The sequence below is a fragment of the Hymenobacter sp. UYAg731 genome, assembly GCF_054061335.1.
In genome coordinates, this window is the sequence record NZ_JBSSEC010000004.1 from 38,417 (window position 1) to 59,464 (window position 21,048).

A 21,048-nucleotide genomic window follows, 5' to 3' on the forward strand; every position below is an offset into this window, starting at 1 on the left:
AGTCTCATGAAACAGTTTTCTAAGCTCACTGCGATTGGTATACTAACCATCGCCTCGCTCACGGCCAGCGCCCAATTTATCGTGGACGGCAGTGCCACTGCGGCTGAAATCGGTACCGGCATGGGCAAGTACCAATTAGTCGCCACCTACACTGGCAACCACCTGGAAGCCGACCGGGGCCTCCAGGCACTCTACGTGGGCTATACCGCCACTACACTGAACATCATGCTGGTGGGCTCGGCCGAGTCGGCGATGACAGCGCCATCCGGCGGGTACCGTTCCTTCGTCGTGTACCTGAACACGCCCGCCCGGCCAGGTGCGCCGGCCGGCACGCCCCTGCCCGGCGGTAGCGACAACCAGTCGCCGCTCAAGCACCATCCCACCATGGACAACCCGACCGACTACGGCTTTCGGGTGTCGGTAGGCCCGAACTCAGCCACGGCCAACGATGTATACTTCAGCCGGGTATCCTACGTGACCGGCACGGCCGTGACGCCCGGCACCGATACGTTTATTGCGGCGGGCACCAAACCCGGCGGACAGGTAGTCGTTCCTACTACCCTGGATTTTGCCGGCAGCAAATTTGCCTACAATAACACCGCCACCCTCACCGCCAACACCACCAATTCTGGGTTTGAGTTGGAGATTCCATTAGCAGACCTGAGCACTACTACCGTGCCGATTACAACCGGGACCAACCTGGAGCTGGTGGCGGCCTACACCGACGGCGACGGCGTTTTCTTCAGCGACCTACTGCCGCCAATTACCGGCCGCACCACTACGCTGGGCAGCGACCCAGACTTTTCAGCTATCCCGGACAATCAATTTCTCACGGTGGAGTTGGGCACGGGCGTGCTGGCCAGCCGCAGCGCCGTGGCCAACGGCTTCGATTTCCAAGTGTACCCCAACCCGGCCTCGGCCACGTCCACCATTGCCTACACCGTGCCGGCCGGCCGGCAGCCGGTGTCGCTGGCCGTGTACAACGCCCTGGGCCAGCGCGTGCGCGCCCTGGCCAGCACCGAGCAGGCCGGCAGCCAGCAGATTGCCCTGGGCAGCCTGCCCGCCGGGGCTTACCTGGTGCAGCTGCAAATCGGCGGCCAGCTTACCAGCCGCAAGGTGGTGGTGCAATAGCACTGACAGCGCCAAAAAGGCCCATAAAAAAGGCGGCTCCATTGTGGAGTCGCCTTTTTTATGGGCCTTTTTGGCGGCGCGGATTAGGCCGCCAGCGGCTGAATCTCGAACCCGGCATCCTGCACGGCTTTCACTACCTGGGCGGCCGTGGCCGTGGCCGAGCTCACGGTGAGGACTTTATCGGCGTTGGCGGTATCGACCTGCCAGTTATTGGCTCCAACTTCCTGGTTGAGCGCGGGCGTGACGGCCTTGATGCAGCCGCCGCAGTTGATGGTGGTTTTGAAACGAAGCGTTGACATGGAATTAACCGATGAAGTAAATGGAATGCGCCCGGCCCCTAACCGGGGGCGGCACTGTAAAATTACCACCGCGCCCGCCACTGGCCGACACAGAATTTCTGCGCAAACCTGTAGAATTCTGACGCTATCGGCTTGCGGCTACGACTTCTTCACCAGCTCCATCTCGCAGGTGGGGCACTTGCCGGGCTTGCTGCTTTGGCTACCGGCGCAGCCCATCGGGCATTGGTAGCGCGCCTCGGCCACGGGCGTGGCGGCGGGCGCTGCAGCAGATGGAGGCATGGCCGCCGCAGGCTTCTGGCCTTCGCAGCCGCTCAGCAGCAGGATGACCGCGCACAGCGGCAACAGCAGAAAAGCGTGGGGGGTCGGGAACATGAGCAGATTTAAAAGAAGAGGCACTGGAACCACGGCTGAGCCAGCGCCAGCAGCCGAACGGCAAATTTAGCTGGCGCGCCTGCGGCAGCGGTGACTTACTCGAACCCGCGCCCGCCGGCATCGTCGGGCTGGTCGTCCTTGCGCTTGTTGCGGGGCGTATCGCCCGCGTTGCCGAAGCGGTAGGTGAAGCCCAGGTACACGATGCGCGACTCGCGCTTGTTGCGGGCCAGCGACTCGAAGCCCGGGCCGTAGGCGTTGAAGTTGAATTGCAGCGTGTTGAAGATATCGGACACCCGTAGCGTGATGTTGCCCTTGTCCTTGAGCACGCTTTGCTTGGCGGCAAAATCGGCGCTGAACTGGGTGAGGCGCTGGCCCTGGGCCGATACCACCGGCGAGCGGTAGTTGGCCGAAAGCTGCAAATCGAGCTTTTTGGTGGGCGATACGGTGGTGTTGAGCCGGCCCGTGTACACAATGTTGCTGTTGTTAAAATCCAGGTTGGTGGGCACCGAGCCTTTGATGATGCGCCGGAACGCCGAGGCATTGGCGCTCATCTTCCAGATGCTGGTGACGGGGGCCGAGGCCACCAGTTCCAAGCCGTAGTTGGTTTCCTGGCCCACGTTGAGGCGCGTGGTGTTCGTGACGAGGGCGTTGGTGACGGGGTCGCGGAAAAACGGGTCGCGGATGTTGGTAATCGTATTTTCTTCGAGCCGGTAAAACGCGGTGGCGCTCACCGAGCTGCTGGCCCCGAAATACCGCTGGTCGCCCAGCTCCAGCGAATGCACGAATTCGGGGAACAGCAGCGGGTTGCCGGTGCGCAGGTTCAGCGGGTCCGAGCGGTCGGTGAAGGGGTTAAGCTCATCGGCACCGGGGCGCTGCACGCGGCGCGAGTAGCTGAGCTGCACCCGGTTCTCCTTGCTCACGTCGTAGGCCAGCACGGCGCTCGGAAACAGGCTGAGGTAGCTGCGCGTGAAGTGGCCGCCGGGCACGTCCGTCGACTGGTCGCCCCGGGTGTTGGTCTGCTCCAGGCGCAGGCCAAACTGGTAGCTGAAGTCGCCGGCCGCGTTGGCATACGTACCGTATGCGGCCTGAATGAATTCGTGGTAGATGAAGCGGTTGGAGGGGTCGAAGGCCAGCGCGGGCTGGCTGCGGTACTGGTAGTCGTTGTCGGAGCGGCGCGAAATGCTTTTGGCCCCCAATTCGTAGCGGCCCTTCTCGCCCACCGGCATCACGTAGTCGATTTGGGCCGAGGCCAGGTCGTTCTGGGTATCGCACTGCTGGTGCTGGGAGCCGGCGGTCTGGTCACGGTAGTTCACATCTGAATTCACCCCGATGTTGTACTGCACGGGCGTGTAGATGGCGTTGGCCGTCAGCTCGCGGCGCTTTTGCGCGGGCCAGAGGCGGCGGTAGTCCAGGCTGAAATCGGCCTGCTTGGCGGTGCCGGCGTTGGTGACGTAGCGGGTGCTGTTGCCCAGCGGCGGCGTAGCGCCGGTTATCAGGTTGGTCTGGGTCGATATGATGTTTTCCCGGTTGTCCTGCGTGTTGAAGCGTGGCTGCACGGTCAGGGTCAGGGTCTGGTCGGGGGTGAGGGCGTAGTCCAGGCCCAGGCGCACAGCGTGGGAAAAGCCCTGCGATACGCTGGTGCGGTCCTGGTTCAGCACCACGGTGGTATCGGCGCGGGTGGTGCGCTGGCGCACCGAGCCGTAGCCCGTGCGCCGGTCATCCCGAAAATCATAGGAGCCGAACACGTTCACCTTGCCCTTGTGGTAGTTCAGGCCCAGCGAGGTAGTATACTTCTGGCCGGTGCCGGCGGTTGCGCTGGCCTGGCCGTTCCAGCCGTCCTGGCGCTCCTTCTTCAGCACAATGTTGATGATGCCGGCCGAGCCCTCCGCGTCGTAGCGCGAGGAGGGGTTGGTCACCACTTCAATGGTCTGGATGGAGCTGGCCGGCAGCTGGTCCAGCGTGACGCCGGTGGGCTTGCCGTCCACGAATATTTTCACGTTGGTGGAGCCGCGCAGGCTCACCGCGCCGCTCTGGTCCACCGTCACGGAGGGCACGTTCTGGAGCACGTCCACGGCGGTACCGCCGGTGGCGGTCAGGTCCTTGGTCACGTCGATGACCTTTTTATCGAGGTTGTCGGTCACGATGGCGCGTTCGCCTTTCACCACTACTTCGGCCAGCTTGGTGGCGGCCACGCGCAGCCGCAGCGGCCCCATTGCCAGGGCGGGCGCGGCGGCCGAAACGGCCACGGCGCGCTGCCCGGTGCGGTAGCCCACCACCGAGGCCCGCAGCACGTAGCTGCCAAACGGCACTTTCTCAATGGCGAATGCGCCGGTTTCCAGCGTCTGGGCACCGGCCACGAAGCTGGAGTCCGAGGCGCGCAGCAGCACCACGCCCGCGAAGGGCAGCGGCTCGTTGGTGGCAGCATCGAGCAGCTTCCCGCTCACGCTGCCTTGGGCTTGGGCCTGGGCGGCTGCCGGGCCGGCCAGCACGGCCACCAACAACATCCCGCCCGCCACCTGCATCTGGCCCCGCCCAATGGCGCGGGCACTAAAAAACCGCACAAGGGCGGTGAGTAGAAGTTTCATATCCCTAAAAATCATCAATTCACTACCGCAAACGACACCATTTCCCCGCACTAGCTGCTTGCAGCCCCAAAATTGCAGCCCGAACCTGTGGTAATTCTGTGCCGTGCCGCTGTACCGCGCACTCGCAGAGCCCGCGGTACGGCGGCTACGGCCGGGCGAAGCGCCGGTCGTGGGTGAAGGTGGTATCGGTGAGGGTGCGCAGGAAGGCGACGATTTTGGCCTTTTCGTCCTTGGTCAGGCCAAGGGGGTGGCCGGCCCCGAGCTTGTTGTTGCTGCCGTTCAGGATGAGCGGGTCGAGGTTGGGGCTGGCCGTGGCAATGTGCTCGTTGTAGTGGCTCAGCACGCTGTCGAGGTTGGGGAAGCGGCCGTCGTGCATGTAGGGAGCCGTGAGGGCAATGTTGCGCAGCGAGGGCACGCGGAACTTGCCGTTGTCGGTGGGCTTGCCGGTTTGCGAGCCCAGGCCCAGGTCGGTGAGCGTAGCGTCGAGGCCGTTGTTGCGGAAGGCCTGGTCGGTTTGCAGGGGGCCGCCGTGGCAGTCCTGGCAGTTGCCGCCCCGGATGCCGGCCGGCCCGTCGGGGTGCGTCACGAACAGGAGCAGCCCCTGCACCTCATAGCTGCTCAGGGCCGTGCGGTTGCCGCGCTGGTACTGGTCGTAGCGCGAGTTGCCCGAAATCAGGGTGCGCTCGAACTGGGCCAGGGCCTTGAGCGTGTTGTCCTCCGTAATCGTGCTGCTGCCAAAGGCCTTGCGGAACAATGGCGGATACGCCACCGTGGCTTGCAGGCGGGCCACGCCGGCGGCCAGCATCTGGTGCATCTCCAGCGGGTTTTCGAGGGGAATGCGGGCCTGGGCTTCGAGGCTGCCGGCGGCCCCGTCCCAGGTCAGCCGGGGTTCCCAGACCAGGTTGGCCAGCGACATGGCGCTGCGCGGCGTGGTGCCGCCGTTCACGCCCTGCGCGTGGGCCAGCCCGTCGGAGAAAGCCAGCTCCTGGCGGTGGCAGCTGGCGCAAGCCACCGTGCTGTTCACCGACAAGCCTTTTTCGTAAAACAGCTGCCGGCCCAGGGCCACCCCTTCCACCGTCAGGGGGTTGTCGGCGGGCGGGGCGGGCAGGGGCGGGAAGTTGGCGGGCACCGTCAGGTTATAGGCCGTGGGCGGCACTACGGGGCCTTCCGGGTCCACGGTGTCGCGGTCGTGCTGGCAGCCAGCCAGAGCCAGCAGGCCGGCACTCAGCCACAGAGCAGTGGTTTTGGTGGCCTTCCGCATACGGGCCGTCCGGGGTGAAGAGTGGGTCATGGGCAAGGGGGGTACTGGCAAAAGCGCGGCCGCGCAACATGAGGGGAGTTAGGAGTTGAGAGTTGGAAGTTAAGGCTGAAAGATTCAGCTTTCGCGTTCTACTTAACTCCTAACTCTTAACTCCTCCTTCACACGTTTAGCTCGAAGCTGACGATGGTGCCCCGGCCCAGGCGCGAGTGGATGGCCAGCCGGCCGTCCAGCAGGGCCACGCGGTTGCGCACCCCGGCCAGGCCGATGCCCGCCAGCGGCTCCCCGGCCAGCGCGGCCGGCTCGAAGCCGCAGCCATTGTCCTCCACGCTTACTTCGAGGCGGCCGTTTTCGTGGGCTACGTGTACCACGGCTTCGGTGGCGTGGGCGTGCTTCATCACGTTGTTGAGCAGCTCCTGCACCGTGCGGTACACCCCGATTTCGACCTGGGGGCTGAGGCGGTGGCCGAGGCCGAGCAGGTGCAGCCGAATGGGCAGGCCGGCCGGCGCAATGCGCTTCACCAACTCTTGCAGGGCGGTTTGCAGGCCAAAGTCTTCGAGCACGCCGGGCGTGAGCTCGAAGGAGATGGTGCGCGTGGCCCGGATGGCCTCGTCCAGCAGCTTCAGCCCTCCGCCCGCCGGCTCCGGCACCCCGTTCCGGCCCGCCAGGTTGAGCTTGGTGGCGTAGAGGAGCTGGCCCAGGCCGTTGTGCAGGGCCTCGGCAATGCGCTTGCGCTCGGTTTCCTGGGTGGCCAGAATGGCGGCCAGCACTTCCTGCTGCCGGCGCAGGCGCTGCTGGGTGGCGTCTTCGGCCAGGCGCTCGCGCTCGGTCACGTCGCGCACCACGGTGAGCACGCCGCTGGGCTGGCCGGCACCACCGTGGTAGAGGGGCACTACGTGGGCATCGTAGCGGCCGGGGCGCGCCTGAAACACGCGCCCGAACAGGTCGGTGCGCTCGCCGGCCAGCGCCCGGCTCACCATCCCGTGCGATTCCTCGTCGAGGTAGGGCAGCACCTCGGCCAGGGGGCGGCCCAGCACGGCGGCGGCGGCGTGCCCAAAATAGTTGGTGGCCTGGGCATTCCAGGCCGTGATGCACCGCTGGCCGTCGACGGCGATGATGCCGTCCACGGTGTTATCGAGCAGGCTTTCGGTGAAATCCTTGCTCTGCTGGAGCTGCTGCCGGGCCTGCTGGGCGGCCGTGATGTCGCGCCACAGCACATGGACCACCGGCGTGGCACCGTCCAGCTCGATGGGCGTGAGCACAGCCTCGACCCAGATGGGCTCGCCCGTGAGCCGGTGCATCAGGGCTTCGCAGCGCGTGGAGCCGGTGCGCAGGGCCTCGGTCATGGCTTCGTGAAACAGCTCGATGGTGCGGCGGCCGTTGGGCTGGTGCTCGGGGGTATGCGCCCAGGCGGGCCGGCCCACCAGCTGCCGCCGGTCGGTGGTGCCCAGCAGGCGCAGGGCGGCGGCGTTGCAATCCACAAGCAAATGCCCCTGGATGAGCACCACGGGCGTGTGGCTTTCGGTGAACAGCTTGCGGAAGCGGGCCTCGCTGCTGGCCAGGGCGGCCGTGGCCTGCTGGCGGGCGGTGGTGTCGAGCACGGCCAGGCGGCACTGGGGGCCGGCGGGCGTGTCCACCCGCAGGCCTTCGAGCTGGCCGAAGAACGGGGTGCCGTCTTCCTGCTGCAACTGCAATTCCAGGCTCTGGGCGCTGTCGGTGCTGAACACGCGGGCCAGAAACTGCCCGAAATCCTGGCGCTGGGGCGGGGCCACAAACAGCGCGAACCGCCGCTGCGCCAGCCGCTGGCGCACGGTGCCCAGCAGCCGGGCCGCGCAGAAGTTGAGCTGCTCGATGAGGCCAACTTCGGTGAGGCTGAAGTAGCCCACCGGGGCGTAGTCGTAGAGGTCGACGTACTGGCTGCGGGCGGCTTCGGCTTCGGCCTGGGTCAGCAGCAGCTCTTCGTACTGCATTTCCAGCTCTATCTGGTGTACTTGCAGTTCCTGCACCAGGCGCTGCATTTCTTCGGGGGTGTGCTGCCCGGTGGCCTGCGTCACCAGGCGCCGGCGCTGTTCGGCGCGGGCGCGCAACTCCAGCAGCGAGGCGTGCAGGTCGGTGAGGGGCAAGGGAGTACCGGGAAACAGCATGGGTGGAAGCGCGTGGTGTGCAGTGAAGATAAGCAGGCCGGCGCGCCGGGCCGGCGCGGGGCGGCCAATCCGCAAAAAACCCTACCTTCCGGCCGCCAAGTGGCACCCGTGTTTCACCCCAACAACAACCCCGTCAGCAGTATGCCCAACGAGTTCCATTCCGACATCCCCGCCAAGGTTATTACCGATGTGCAGGGCCACTTCGATGCCATCCGGGCCGCCCTGGCGCCCTACCTCCTTTCCCTCACCCCGGACGAGCGCAAAACCATGCTGCGCATGGGCGATAAAACGGTGGCCTTCGTGACCAAAACCACCGACTACGCCACCACCACCCCCGCCTTCGTGCCGGCCTTCGTGGACCTGGCCGAGCTGAAGCAGGACACGGCCGGCATGGCCGCCCTCACGCCCCTTCGCCAGCAGTGCGAGCAGCTGGCCCTCGACCTCGACTCGACGGTGATGATTGCCGGCTCCGAGGCCTACGGCAACGCCCTCACCGTGTACGGCAACATCAAGTTCCTGGCCAAGAACAACCAGCCCGGGGCCCAGGCCGCCTACGACGAGCTGAGCGTGCGCTTCCCCGGCAACTCCGGGGCCGGCCGCAAGACCGGCCCGGCCAAGGGCTAGCCCCCGCTTATTGACCCCAAAAGGCCCGATTTCGACCCAGCCTGGTTCGGAATCGGGCCTTTTGGGGTCGAAATCGGGCCGCGCTGGGCCGAAATCGGGCCTTTTTGGCGCGAAATAGAACCGCGCTGGCCCGATTTCGGGCTAATCGGGTACGAAATCGGGCTAATCGGGTACGAAATCGGGCCTCGGTGGACCGTAATCGGGGGTCGGACCCTCGATTTCGGGGGTTCGACCGTCGTAATCGAGGGTCCGACCCCCGATTACGGGGTGGGCAGCGCGGTGAGCCAGTGCACGGCGGGGCCTTCGTCGTGAAAGAGCTGGATGGTGTAGGGCTCGGGGCGGACCAGGATGGTTTGCACGGTGGCCGCAATGGCGGGGTCGGCGCGCTGGAACTCGTCGCGCTGCGGCGTGAGCAGGAAGGCCATGCGCAGGCCGGCCGGGGCCTGGGCGGCCACGCGGGGCAGCCAGTCGTTGGTGACCCAGTGGGCCAGCACGAGCTGCACCGTGGGGCGGCGGCGCAGGTCGAGCAGCCAGCGGGCGGTGCCGTGGGCCAGGCCGGCGGCCAGCAGGTCCTCGTAGTCCTGGCGGAGCTGGGCGGGGGCGGGGTCGAAGGACCAGCGGGCGGTGAGCACGTCGAGGTCGGGGCGGTAGGCGAGTTGAAGCGAGGGAGTATCGGACATGGTAGCGGGCCAATGGGCCAGTGGGGAACAAAGATGCACCTTATCGGCCCGGCCCGGCCGGGGCCGCCTTGCGGGGCCGCCCCTTGGCCGGGGGCGGCAGCAGCGGGGCCTGCAAGCTGCGGTAGGCCGCGAACAGAAACTCGAGCCGCGCCAGCTCGGTGGCGAAGGCGGCCGGGCGGTAGCACAGGTCCACGGCCCTATCGAGGGCGGCGTGGGCGCGCACGAGGGCCGGCGGCATGGTGAGGGGGTCGTAGAGGGTGGCCAGGCTTTCGGTGGGGAACGCGGCCCGGGCGGCCAGCACCTGCGCGGCGGCGGCTTCTACGGCGGCCACTTGCTTCGGGCTGGGCGACGGGGGGAAGGGGAAGTTGTTGTAGACGATACCGACTGAGTAGCTATAATCACTCTTCATTCTCCCTCCCACATAGCGCATCCAAGCCATGTGCATTACCGAAGTCAGTACGCCAAATATGTAAGGGGTTGCGGCAGGTATTAGCCGCAGCTTGTTGCTGGCAAGATTTTCAGGTGTCAAGAATCCCATTGGGATATACATGCGCCTTTCCGACGACACTTCTGGAATCACCATGAATGATTCGGTCGGAATAAATTCGACGTGGAAACGAGTTGGCGTAGCTGCTAGTTTTTGTGTGGGCGCACTCTTACTGGCAAGGCGAGAGTTACGCACCGCTTCTACCCGTTTCATAGCTTCGGGCATCTGCCGCAACTCACTCGGTGGGCAGTCGCCCAACCATAAGCACCACCGCTCCACATTATTGATAAACTCATCAGCTCCCAGCCACCGCCGAAACCACTTAACAGCCTGCGGCTCTCTAGCTACAAAAGCGTCCTTTTCTTCTGGAGTGAACAGGTAATGGCCGCCATCAATAGGCTTATTCCCAATCCCAATTTTGGGCACTGGGCTAATGGGTTGGCTGCGATTAGCTAGAAATACATCCGGCGCATCTACCAAATAGGCGTTGATGTGTTTGGCGGGAAGCGCATGCGGAACTGATTGCGGCGTGGGATAATCGTAGATGGTTTTTTGGGCGGGATTTTGCTCCCCAAAACCAATGATAACGCAGTGAACTCCGGCATTTCCGCGCGCTTCATTACTCCATTTGAAGGTGCGGTGCGCGAATTGAATTATCATCCTTTGACGGTCCAGCAATTCACTCCACAATACGCCCACCTGTTCGCCCTGCGTGATAGAATTTGTCGATACGAAGGCCGCTTTAACTGTGGTGCCTTTCACATACAGCGCGGCTTTCATGTACCAAGCAGACACATAATCCAACAAGCCATAGCTTGGCACACCTTTGAAAATGGTTGCCATCTCAATACGCTGCTGGTCGTCCATCACCTTCGCCCCCACGAACGGCGGATTGCCCAGAATGTAGCTCAGCTGGTCCTTGGGGCACACGGATTCCCAGTCGGTGGTGAGGGCGTTGCCATGCACGATTTTGGCGGTGCGGGTGAGGGGCAGGCGCAGGTAGAGGTTGCCGAAGGCTTCGGAGAGGCGCAGGTTGAGCTGGTGGTCCATGAGCCACATGGCCACCTCGGCAATGCGGGCCGGGAATTCCTCCACCTCGATGCCGTAGGCCTGGTCCACCTGCACGCGGGCGTAGAGGGCCAGGTCCACGGTTTGGCCGGTGGCGCGCTGGCTCACAAACAGGCGTTCGAGGATTTCCTGCTCCAGCAGGCGCAATTCGCGGTAGGTCACCACCAGGAAGTTGCCGCAGCCGCAGCTCGGGTCTAGAAACCGCAGCTGCTCCAGCCGCCGGTGCAGGGCATCGAGGCGGGGGCGGCTCTGGCCTGCCGTGGCCAGCTCCTGCCGCAGCTCATCCAGAAACAGCCCCTGAATCACCTTCAGAATATTGGCCTCCGAGGTGTAGTGCGCCCCCAGGTTGCGCCGCTTCACGGGGTCCGTCACGCTCTGAAACAGCGAGCCGAAAATGGCCGGCGAAATCCGCGACCAGTCGAAGTACGTGCAGCGAATGAGCCGCTCGCGCAGGGCCGCGTCGAAGCTCGGGAAGGGGAAATACTCCGTGAACAAGGCCCCGTTCACGTAGGGCAGCTGGGCCAGGTAGTCGGGCAGGTGGCGCTGGCGCTCGGCGGGCGGCTGGTCCAGTATCGAGAACCACTCGGCCAGGCGCGTGCCCACGTCGGCCCCATCGGGCCGGGTCTGGGCTTCGAGGAACTCCTGAAAGGCATTCTTCTCAAAAATGGCCGTGTCCTCGGCAAACAGGCAGAACAGGATGCGGACCAGCAGCACTTCCAGCTTGTGGCCGTGGTAGCCGCCGGCCAGCAGGGCATCGTGCAGCTCGCCCATCAGCTCGGCCGCCCGGATGTTGGCGGGGTCTTCGGGCCGGTACTCGCGCTTCTGGTAGCCCGTGAGGAAGGCGAACAGGTGCAGGTGCGAATGGAGCTCGGCCAGCCCGAATTCGTGCTCCGTGCCCTCGTCGAGGTCGTAGAGGCGGAAGCGGGCGAAGTCCGACACCAGAATGTACTTGGGCAGTTCGTGGTCCTTCAGGCCGGGGAAGTAGTCGCGGGCCTGCTGGCCGGCGCGGTCCAGGTCGCGGCCCCGGCTCTTGTGCTCCACCAGCAGGGTGCCCTTCCAGAGCAGGTCGATGAAGCCCTGCCGCCCGTCGGCCTTCTTGATGGGCACCTCAAACGAGGCCACCCGGCGGCGCTTGATGTCGAAGACGTGGAAGAAGTCAATCCAGAACGCCTGGGCGTCGGCGCGCTCGTCGGTAGCGCCCTGCCACTCCTGGGCGAAGCGAATGGCGCGGTCTTTTAACTCGGAAAGGGAAAGGGGCATAAAAAAATAACGGGGGTAGAAATGGGGCCGGAAGATAGCGCCCGGCGGGCGTTGGGCGGCGCGGCGCGGGCGGTACGCGGCCGGGTGTTGACAATCAATAGGAATTATTATATATTAGCCATCCCTTCCCCCCCCCGCAATCGACGGCGGGCCTCCTCCTCCTACCGGCTTCCCGATGTTCCCACCTTACCCCTTCGGACCATGAGGCTATACCAACTCATTTACCAAAGCCAGGCCATGGTGCCCTTCGAGGCCCCCGAGCTGCTGGCCCTGCAACAGCAGGCCGAGGCCTACAACCAAGCCCACGGCATCACGGGCGCGCTGCTGCACACCACCGACGGCCGGTTTCTGGAGCTGCTTGAGGGCGACGAGGCGGCGGTGCGCCACCTCTATTACCACCACATTCTGCGCGACCCACGCCACCGCGACTGCCACATTCTGGCCGAAGGCCCCTGCCTGGAGGCCAGCTTTGCCGGCCGGGCCATACTGTTTCACTTCGCGCAGCCCAACGAGGTGCGCGCCCTGCTGGCCCACGTACCGGCCGGCAACCAGGCGCTGCGCGTGCCGCGCGCCCGCACCGGGCCCGAGCTGGCGGCGGCGCTGCGCGCCTTCCTCGCCCCCGGCCAGGCCGGGGCCACCGAGGTGACCGTGCGGCAGCTGGCGTAGGGCCGGTGGCCGGGCGGGGCCGGGCACGTCCACGAAGGGCGGCCTCCGGCCCATTACCCCCGCTATTGGGCGTACCTTTCCCTGGCCGGGCTATGCGAGCCGGGGTTTTTATATCCTGCCCGTTCGGCACAGGCTTTTCCCACCGCCATGTCCTCCCTGTTGCCCCCGTGGCTTCCCAACCCGGCCGGGGCCGGCTCCTCCCCCTTGGCCGAAACGCCGGCCGAAGCCCAGGCCCGTGAGGTATTCGAGCAGGTATTTGCCCATACCCCGGCCGCCATTTGCGTGCTGCGCGGGCCGGCGCACCACTACGTGTACGTGAACGCGGCCTACCAGCAGCTATTTCCCGACCGCGCCCTGCTGGGTCATTCCGTGGCCGAGGCCCTGCCCGAAACCGTGGGCGGCGGCTTCGTGGCCCGGCTCGATGCCGTGTACCGCACCGGCGAACCCTACTTCGGCCACGAGGAACCCCTGCTGATGCCCGCCCCCGACGGCGGCCCGCCGCAGGAATTGTTTTTCACCTTCACCTGCCAGGCCTACCGCGAGCAGGGTGCCATCGTGGGCATCTCCGTCTTTGGCTACGAGGTGAGCGAGCAGGTGCGGGACCGGCGGCGGCTCGAAGCGCAGCAGCAGCGGTTCGGGGCGCTGGTGGAGCAGGCCCCGGTGGCCATTGCCGTGTTTCGGGGGCCGCGCTACGTCATCGAGCTGGCCAACCCGGCCGTGTGCGGCCTCTGGGGCCGCACACTGGCCCAAACCCTGGGTACGCCCCTGTTCGAGCTGCTGCCCGAGGCGGCCGGCCAGGGCTTTGAAGAGCTGCTGGACGGGGTGATGACCACCGGCGTGCCCTACGTGGCGCACGAGCTGCCTTCGTTCATCGACCGGGCCGGCCGCCGCGACACCGTGTACTGGAATTTCGTGTACCACCCGCTGCGCGAGGCCGACGGCCATATCAGCGGCGTGACGGTGGTGGCCACCGAGGTGAGCGAGCAGGTGCAGGCCCGCCAGCAGGTGCAGGCCCTGAACCAGCAACTGGCCACGGCCAACGACGCCCTGCTGGCCACCAACGCCGAGCTGCACGCCCACAATTCCGAGCTGCGGCGCACCCAGCGGCAGCTCCACAAGCTCAACCAGACCCTGGACGCCCGCGTGGCCGAGCGTACCGCCGCCGCCCACGCCGCCCGCGCCGACGCCGACCGCCACCGCATACGTCTGGAACGGCTGTTCATGGCCGCGCCGGCCGCCATCTGCATCCTGGCCGGGCCAATGCTGGTGTACGAGTTGGTGAACCCCGCCTACCAGGCACTGCTGCCGGGCCGCGACCTGCTGGAGCGGCCCCTGCTGGTGGCCCTGCCCGAGCTGGCCGACCAGCCCGTCTACGGGATGCTACGGCGGGCCTACGAAACCGGGCTCACCTGCCGGGAATATGGCCTGCTGGTACCCTTGTCGCCGGCCAACGGAGCCGCCCTAGAAGACCGGTACTTCGACCTCACCTACCAAGCCCGGCACGACGAGTACGGGCGCATCGACGGGGTGCTGGTGTTTGCCTTCGATGTGAGCGAGCAGGTGCTGGCCCGCGAGGCCCGCGAGGCCAGCGCCAAGCAGCTGCGGCTGCTGACGGATGCCCTGCCCGTGCTCATCGGCTACGTCGACCACGAGCACCGCTACCAGTTCAACAACTTCGCTTACGAAGTCTGGTTCAATCAGCCGGCGGCGGCGCTGCGGGGCCAGCTTGTGCGCGAGGTGGTGGGCGAGGCCGCCTACCGGGGCGTGCTGCCCTATTTCGAGCGGGCGCTGGCCGGCGAGCGGGTCGATTTCGAGGCCCGGATGCCCTACCGCACCGATTTTGTGAAGCACATCCGCACCAGTTTCGTGCCCGACGTGCAGGCCGGGCGGGTGGCCGGCTTCTATTCGCTGGTCACGGACGTGACGCAGGAAGTGACAGCCCGCCAGCAGGTGCAGGTGCTGAACCAGCAGCTGGCCGCCGTCAACGACAAGCTCTACGCCGCCAACGAGGCCCTGGCCGAAACCAACGTGGAGCTGGGGGCTTCCATCGACGAGCTCGACGACTCGAACCAGCAGCTCACCCACGCCAACGTGGACCTGTCGACGTTCGTGTACGCGGCCTCGCACGATTTGCGCGGCCCCATCACCAATATCACCGGCCTGCTGCACGCCCTGCGCGACGAGCTGCCCCCGGCCAGCCTGGTGGGCCAGTCGGCCTACATCCTGGGCCGGATGCAGGACGCGGCCGACCGGTTCCTGCAAACCATTACCCAGCTCGGCGACATCGGCCATTTGCAGCCGGAAACGGGCCAGGTGCTGGCCCCCGTGCTGCTGGCCAACGTCATCCGCGACGTGCGCCTCGACCTCTCGCCCCAGATTGACGCCCTGGGCGCACAGGTGCTAGTGACCCTGGAAGGCTTCCCCACCTTCCCCTTCGCCGAGAAAAACCTGCGCTCCGTGGTCTACAACCTGCTCAGCAACGCCCTCAAGTACCACCACCCCGGCCGGGTGCCGGTGGTACACCTGCGCTGCCACCTCGAAACGCCCTACTGGGTGCTGGAGGTGCAGGACAACGGCCTGGGCCTGGCCCTCTCGCCCGACCGGCAGCTGTTCGGGCTGTTTCAGCGCTACCACACCCACGTCGAAGGCTCGGGCGTGGGCCTTTACATGGTGAAGAAGATGGTGGAGAATGCCGGCGGCCACGTCACGGTGCAGAGCGAGCTGGGCGTGGGCTCCACGTTCACGGTGTATTTCCGGCACTAGCGGCTGCTTCGGAGTTAAGAGTTGAGGGTTAAAATCAGCGGAGCAAGAACGAACGTCATGCTTCGCTGCGCTCTGCATGACGTTCGTTCTTGCTCCGCTTCGGATAGACTCCTACCCCGCCGTCACGTCCTCCACGCCCAGCAGCAGGCGGCCGGTACGCGCCCCGCCGCTGGTGAGGGGCCGCCCAAACAGGCGTAGCGTGCGCAGCCCGGCCCCGGGAAACTCGGCCGTGTAGGGAAAGTCCAGGAAAGGCTGCTCCGGGTGGCGCAGGGTGATTTCGAGGCGCTCGCGTAGCGCAGACTGCTGCCAGGCCCCACCATCGAGCTCGCGTAGCAGTTGGCCCTTGCTGCCCTCCCTATCGAGCCCGAATAGCGCGGCAAAGGCCGCGCTGATGGCCAGCACGCGCTGCTCAGTATCGAGCACGAGCAGGGGCTCGCGCAGGGTTTCGGCAATGCTTTCGGCAAAGCGGGCGCTTTCCTGCAGCTGGGCCTCCAGGGTTTTGAGGGCCGTGATGTCGGTGAAGGTGATGACGGCCCCACTGATGTAATTGTCGAGGGTGCGGTAGGGCAATATCCGCATCACGTACCACTGCCCCTGAGTGGTCTGGATGTTGGCCTCCACGGTCACCAGCCGGTCCAGCACCTGGCGCACGTCCTCAGCCAGGGTTTCGTGGCGCAGGGTGGTGGCAAAATGCACGATGGGGCGGCCCACGTCGCTGGGCAGCAGGCTCACGATGCGATGCACGGGCGGCGTGAAGCGCTTTATCACCATGTCGTTGTCCAGGAAAATGGTGGCAATTTCCGTGGCATCGAGCAGGTTCTTCATGTCGTTGGCGGCCTGGCTCAGCTCCTCGGTTTTGCTGAGGTACTGCATGTTGAGGGTCATCAGCTCCTCGTTCAGGCTCTGCATTTCCTCCTTGTTGGTCATGGCCTCCTCGTTGGTGCTTTGCAGCTCCTCGTTGGCGCTTTGCAACTCCTCGTTGGTGCTTTTCAGCTCTTCCACGCTGCTTTCCATCTCCTCGATGGTGGTCTGGAGGCGGTGCTTGGTGTACTGCAGCTCCTTTTGCAGGGTTTGCACCTGGGCATTGTGGTCGGGAACCAGGGTGGCCTTGCCCAGGCGCACGCGGCGGGGCGTGGGCTGCTCCTCAAACACTACCAGCAGTAGGCCGGCCAAAGCTTCGCCTTCGGCCAGCACCTTCACCGTGAGGCGCAGCAGCTGCACACCGGCTTCGAGGTGCAGCTTTACACCCTCGGCCACCACGTCCTGGCCAGTGGCCACGGCCTGATGCACGGCCTCGCTCAACTCGTAGTTGAGTTCCTCGCGGGCCATGTCGAACACATTCATAGCGCCCAGGCCGGGGGCGGGCTCCAGGTAGCGGCCGGTGCGGCCATTCACGAACAGGATTTCGCCTTTGGGGTTGATGACCACGGCGGGTGGCGTGTACTGGCGCAGCAGCACGCGCTGCACCAGCGCGGCAAACGGGCCTTCTTTGCGGGCAGCGTGCGAAATCATGGAGCCGGAGGGAGCAGTGGATGGGGCCTGGGCGTGCTGCCGGGCCAGGGCAAACGGAAAGTTGACCAGCCGCGTGAGCGACGACGGCGAATCGGTGCGGCGCGAAATCTTCCACTTCACGTCCAGCGACTGGAACAGGTCCTGAAAGCCGGTGAGGTTTTCGCTCGGCCCCAGAAACAGCACCCCGCCCACGTTCAGGGCATAATGGAAGATGGGAATGAGGTTTTTCTGGAGCTCGGCGCTGAGGTAAATGAGCAGGTTGCGGCACACCAGCAAGTCGAGCTTGGTGAAGGGCGCGTCCTTGTTCAGGTCATGCACGGCAAACACCACCACGTCGCGCACCTCTTTCTTGATGCGGTAGCCGTCCTCGGTTTTCACGAAGAAGCGCCGCAGCCGCTCGGGGCTCACGTCCGCCACCACGTTGTCGGGATACACCCCCGCGCGGGCAAATTCGATGGCCTCGGGGTTGATATCGGTGGCAAAAATCTGGAGCTTGAGGTAGCTGGCCGGCCCCATTTCGCCCAGGCATTCGAGCAGGGTAATGGCCAGGCTGTAGGCCTCCTCGCCCGTGGAGCAGCCCGGCGCCCACACCCGCACGGTGCTGTCGGCGGGCTTGGCGCGCAGCAGCGGCAGCAGGCGCGCCTTGAGCTGCTCAAACGCCTCGCGGTCCCGGAAGAACTTGGTCACGCCAATCAGCAGCTCCTTGAACAGAGCATCCACCTCGGCCGGGTTTTCCTGGAGAAAGCGCACGTACTGCGTAAACTCCCGAATCTGGTGCGAGTTCATGCGCCGCTCAATGCGCCGAAACACCGTGTTGCGCTTGTAGAAGCTGAAGTCGTGGCCCGTCTTGGCCCTTATGAGGTGAAAAATCTTTTGCAGGGCGTGGGCCGGGCGGGCGCTGCTGTCGGCTTCCTCGCGGCGGGGGCGGGTGTCGGGGTGGCGCACGTAGTCCAGCAGCTTGGCCGGCAGCTGCGCGGCGGGCAGCACAAAATCCACGAACTCGGTGGCCATCGCCGAGCGCGGCATCGAGTCGAACTCGGCCGTTTCGGGGGCCTGCACCATCACCATCCCGAAGTTTTCCATCACCATTTTCAGGCCCAGCGTGCCATCCGAGCCCAGCCCCGAGCAGATGATGCACACCGCCCGGGCGCGCGCATCCTTGGCCAGGCTCTGGAAAAAGAAGTCGATGGGCAGCCGGTGGCCCGCCGGCTGGGTGGGCGCAAACAGCAGCAGCATGCCGTGCAGGATGCTCATGTCGCGGTTGGGCGGAATCACGTACACGTTATTGGGGCGCACCCGCAGGCCGTCGCTGGCCTCGCGCACCGGCATGGCGGTGAAGTGCTGGAGCACCTGCGCCAGCTCCGATTCCTGGGTGGGCATGAGGTGCGTCACTACCATGAAGGCCATCCCGCTATCGGCCGGCATGGCCCGAAAAAATGCCTCGAATGCCGCCAGCGACCCCGCCGAGCCGCCCAGTGCCACCAGCGGAAACTTGTCGGCCGAGTAATCAGGGTGCCGGGCCTCGCGGGCCAGAGTGCCGGTGATGGGCTCGTCGCCGTCGCGGGGCATTTCGGCGGGCGGCGTAATGAGCAGGCCGGGTTCGTCGGGCGCAGATGCCGGGGCCAAGTCGGGGGAGGTCATAGGGCAACGGTGTTGAAACGGCCTCATTCCCCCAAAGGGCGGGTCCAGAGCAAATTTACTGGAAAAAGCCCGGGACCTTCGCCACGCCCGGGTTTTTGCCGTAGTAAACAGCCTTTCCCTGTCCCATTCCCATGCCCACTCCTGCTTATCTCGTTGTAGTTGGCACTTCGGCCGGCGGCATGCCCGCCCTGGTCGAATTTGTGGCCCAACTCCCGGCTACCCTTCCCGCTGCCGTCCTGGTGGTGCAGCATTTCGCGCCCGATGCCGATGGCCAGCACCTCGTGGACCGGCTGGCCCGCCACACCGCCCTGCCCTGCCGCCTGCCCACCGACGGCGAAGTGCTGGCCGCTGGCACCCTGTACCTGGCCCCGCCCGACCGCCACCTGCTGGCCAAGGACGGTAGCGTGCCCCACCTGCTGGTGACCAAAGGCCCGCGCGAAAACCACTACCGCCCCGCCGCCGACGCCCTGTTCCGCTCGGCGGCGGTGGCATACGGGGCGCGCACGGTGGGCGTGGTGCTCACCGGCATGCTGCACGACGGCACTGCCGGCCTGGAGTTCATCAAGCGCTGCGGCGGCATTGCCATCGTGCAGGACCCCGGCGAGGCCGAATTCCCGAGCATGCCCGAATCGGCCCTGCACAACGTGGACGTAGACTACGTGGTGCCCCTGGGCCAGATGGCGGCCCTGCTGGACGAAATCACTAACAGTCCCGCGCCCCCGCGCCAGCCCGTCATTCCCGAGGACCTTAAACAGGAGGCCGCCATTGCGGAAAGAGTGGTGGGCGATACGAATGAAGTTGCCAGCATTGGGCACCTCGTGCCCCTCACCTGCCCCGACTGCGGCGGCAACCTCTGGGAAGTGAACCAGGGCAAGGTACTGCGCTACCGCTGCCACACCGGCCACGCCTTCACCGCCAACAGCCTGCTGCACAACTCCCAGCAACGCCTCGAAGAAACGCTGTGGGTGGCCCTGCGCATGATGGAAGAGCGCAAAAACCTGCTCACCGGTATGGCCGTGCGCGGCGCAGGGTCCTACTCCGTGCAGCAGGAAGAGAAGCTGGACGAAATCAAAAAGCATATCGACCGCCTGCGCGAGTTCCTGCTCAACGGCAGCAGCCCCAACACCATTGCCACGCCCGAGGACTAGCCGGGCGCGATGGCGGCGTGGCGGGTGGCGGGCCTATGCCACCAGGCCCCAGTCGTGCCAGTTGGCCTGGCGGGCGGCATCCAGCAGCGTGGGCACCATGCAGGGCGCGGGGCCCAGCTCCTGCTCCAGCAGTTCGCGCTTCACGCGCTCGGGCACATGCACCAGCACCAGCTGCGCGTGCTGCTCCTGGAGCTGGAAGTGCGAGTTCCACAGCAGCCGCGCCGCCTCGGCCGATAGCGAGTTCAACATGCCGCAATCGACCCACACCGAGGGCTTGCCGCTGCGCTGCGCCCGGCGCAGCCAGCGCGCCAGCACCGATTCCGGCTCGCCCGCCCGGCCCGGAGCCAGAATGAGCAGGTAGCTCTCCGGCAGCAATTCATGGTATATAACATGCATAACAAATAGGATTTAAGCAGCAGGTAAAAATATATAAACGGGATATTCTGATACTAAGCGGTAATTATCGCGTAATGGTGATACAAATTTCACCAATATTATAAATTAATACTAGGGGATAAGTACGGGTTCTACTCCGGACAAATACTTAAACTATTGCGGCTATAAATTTAATTGTTTGCCTCACACCCCTTCATTATCTTGGGAAAGTGATATCTGGCACGCAGGCAAAAAAGTTGAACTGTCGACTAAAATAAAGTTAAACATATATTTATAACAATGCAATTGCCGGGCATTAAAATTCCATTACAATCCCGACTGGCTAAAATATCGTGTCACCAAAACCGTCTGCATTATGCCGACCTTGGCGGCACGACGGGCGCTGTCCGGGAGCCTTAGTAGCCGTAAATTGCCTTGCAACCCTTATTTCACCTTTTTTCCCTTCACTATGAGTCCTTCCGTACGCAACATCATCGCCTGGATTTTGCAGGCGCTATTAGCTGCCATGTTCATCTTCTCCGGCGTTCACAAGCTCATGGACCTGCCTGGCACCATGAAAATGTTTGGCGGCCTGGGCCTGCCGGGCTGGTTTGCCGGCCTTATCGGCGGGGCTGAGGTGCTGGGCGGCCTTGGACTGCTGGTGCCGCGTACGGTGCGCCCGGCGGCCGTGGGCCTCATCATCATCATGGTTGGGGCGGTGTTTATGCACGCCACCAAAATCCCCGGCGGCCTGGCCAAGGGCATGCCGGCCATTGTGGCGCTGCTATTGCTGGTGGTGGTACTCGTGCTGCGCAGCCGCACCGAGGCGCGTGCGGTATAGGCCTATTACAATATCGGTTTGTCATTCCGGCGAAGGAAGAATCCGGGAGAAGACGGCGAACGACACCCCCCAGATTTCTCCTTCGCCGGAATGACAAACCGGCTGCTGAACCCTTGCTCCTCCCCGGCCGTTAGCCGGGTCTTACCCCAAACCATTGCTGCCCGGCTGGGTTGCTTGCCTTCTGGCCGGCCCGG

Annotated in this window: 15 protein-coding genes; 6 read left to right on the forward strand and 9 right to left on the reverse strand. The window is 65.0% G+C overall.

What is annotated here, in order from left to right; genetic code table 11:
• Nucleotides 1-6: 6 nt before the first annotated feature.
• Nucleotides 7-1,131, forward strand: a complete 1,125-nt coding sequence (locus ACVWYF_RS12175) for a T9SS type A sorting domain-containing protein (protein ID WP_457068292.1) — start codon at nucleotides 7-9, stop codon at nucleotides 1,129-1,131.
• An 83-nt stretch (nucleotides 1,132-1,214) separates the two neighbouring features.
• On the opposite strand, the gene ACVWYF_RS12180 is transcribed toward ACVWYF_RS12175, so the two are convergent.
• From ACVWYF_RS12180 to ACVWYF_RS12200, 5 genes are all read right to left on the reverse strand, one after another.
• Entirely contained in the window at nucleotides 1,215-1,430 is a 216-nt protein-coding gene (locus ACVWYF_RS12180) for a heavy-metal-associated domain-containing protein (RefSeq protein WP_457068295.1), read from the reverse strand.
• 138 nt (nucleotides 1,431-1,568) lie between these two features.
• On the reverse strand, nucleotides 1,569-1,802 hold the full coding sequence (locus ACVWYF_RS12185) for a heavy metal-binding domain-containing protein (RefSeq protein WP_457068298.1): 234 nt from the start codon (nucleotides 1,800-1,802) through the stop codon (nucleotides 1,569-1,571).
• 95 nt (nucleotides 1,803-1,897) lie between these two features.
• Complete coding sequence (locus ACVWYF_RS12190; RefSeq protein ID WP_457068301.1) at nucleotides 1,898-4,387, reverse strand: outer membrane beta-barrel protein; 2,490 nt, start codon at nucleotides 4,385-4,387, stop codon at nucleotides 1,898-1,900.
• A 145-nt stretch (nucleotides 4,388-4,532) separates the two neighbouring features.
• Nucleotides 4,533-5,678, reverse strand: coding sequence for a cytochrome-c peroxidase (locus ACVWYF_RS12195; protein ID WP_457068304.1), 1,146 nt, complete (start codon nucleotides 5,676-5,678; stop codon nucleotides 4,533-4,535).
• A 128-nt stretch (nucleotides 5,679-5,806) separates the two neighbouring features.
• Complete coding sequence (locus ACVWYF_RS12200; protein WP_457068306.1) at nucleotides 5,807-7,789, reverse strand: PAS domain-containing sensor histidine kinase; 1,983 nt, start codon at nucleotides 7,787-7,789, stop codon at nucleotides 5,807-5,809.
• A gap of 99 nt (nucleotides 7,790-7,888) precedes the next feature.
• Here ACVWYF_RS12200 and ACVWYF_RS12205 point away from each other — a divergent pair, with 99 nt between their 5' ends.
• Nucleotides 7,889-8,413 (forward strand): hypothetical protein, encoded by a 525-nt coding sequence (locus ACVWYF_RS12205; protein ID WP_457068308.1) that lies wholly within the window; start codon nucleotides 7,889-7,891, stop codon nucleotides 8,411-8,413.
• Nucleotides 8,414-8,673: 260 nt separating this feature from the next.
• Here ACVWYF_RS12205 and ACVWYF_RS12210 read toward each other — a convergent pair whose 3' ends face one another.
• A complete protein-coding gene (locus ACVWYF_RS12210; protein WP_457068311.1) occupies nucleotides 8,674-9,093 on the reverse strand; it encodes a hypothetical protein in 420 nt (139 codons plus the stop codon).
• Between the two features lie 40 nt (nucleotides 9,094-9,133).
• Entirely contained in the window at nucleotides 9,134-11,908 is a 2,775-nt protein-coding gene (locus ACVWYF_RS12215) for a class I SAM-dependent DNA methyltransferase (RefSeq protein ID WP_457068313.1), read from the reverse strand.
• Between the two features lie 201 nt (nucleotides 11,909-12,109).
• Here ACVWYF_RS12215 and ACVWYF_RS12220 point away from each other — a divergent pair, with 201 nt between their 5' ends.
• Nucleotides 12,110-12,574 (forward strand): BLUF domain-containing protein, encoded by a 465-nt coding sequence (locus tag ACVWYF_RS12220; protein ID WP_457068316.1) that lies wholly within the window; start codon nucleotides 12,110-12,112, stop codon nucleotides 12,572-12,574.
• Between the two features lie 147 nt (nucleotides 12,575-12,721).
• Nucleotides 12,722-15,337, forward strand: coding sequence for a PAS domain-containing sensor histidine kinase (locus tag ACVWYF_RS12225; RefSeq protein ID WP_457068319.1), 2,616 nt, complete (start codon nucleotides 12,722-12,724; stop codon nucleotides 15,335-15,337).
• A gap of 111 nt (nucleotides 15,338-15,448) precedes the next feature.
• Here ACVWYF_RS12225 and ACVWYF_RS12230 read toward each other — a convergent pair whose 3' ends face one another.
• A complete protein-coding gene (locus ACVWYF_RS12230; protein WP_457068322.1) occupies nucleotides 15,449-18,490 on the reverse strand; it encodes a CheR family methyltransferase in 3,042 nt (1,013 codons plus the stop codon).
• 131 nt (nucleotides 18,491-18,621) lie between these two features.
• Between ACVWYF_RS12230 and ACVWYF_RS12235 the strand changes: the two genes are divergently transcribed.
• Nucleotides 18,622-19,638, forward strand: coding sequence for a chemotaxis protein CheB (locus ACVWYF_RS12235; RefSeq protein ID WP_457068324.1), 1,017 nt, complete (start codon nucleotides 18,622-18,624; stop codon nucleotides 19,636-19,638).
• A 33-nt stretch (nucleotides 19,639-19,671) separates the two neighbouring features.
• On the opposite strand, the gene ACVWYF_RS12240 is transcribed toward ACVWYF_RS12235, so the two are convergent.
• The gene (locus ACVWYF_RS12240; RefSeq protein WP_457068326.1) at nucleotides 19,672-20,034 is read right to left on the reverse strand and encodes a hypothetical protein; all 363 of its coding nucleotides are present in this window, start codon (nucleotides 20,032-20,034) and stop codon (nucleotides 19,672-19,674) included.
• A gap of 448 nt (nucleotides 20,035-20,482) precedes the next feature.
• On the opposite strand from ACVWYF_RS12240, the gene ACVWYF_RS12245 reads away from it, so the two are divergent.
• Nucleotides 20,483-20,854 carry a DoxX family protein gene (locus tag ACVWYF_RS12245; protein WP_457068328.1) on the forward strand — a complete coding sequence of 124 codons (372 nt, stop codon included), beginning with the start codon at nucleotides 20,483-20,485 and terminating at the stop codon, nucleotides 20,852-20,854.
• Nucleotides 20,855-21,048: the final 194 nt, after the last annotated feature.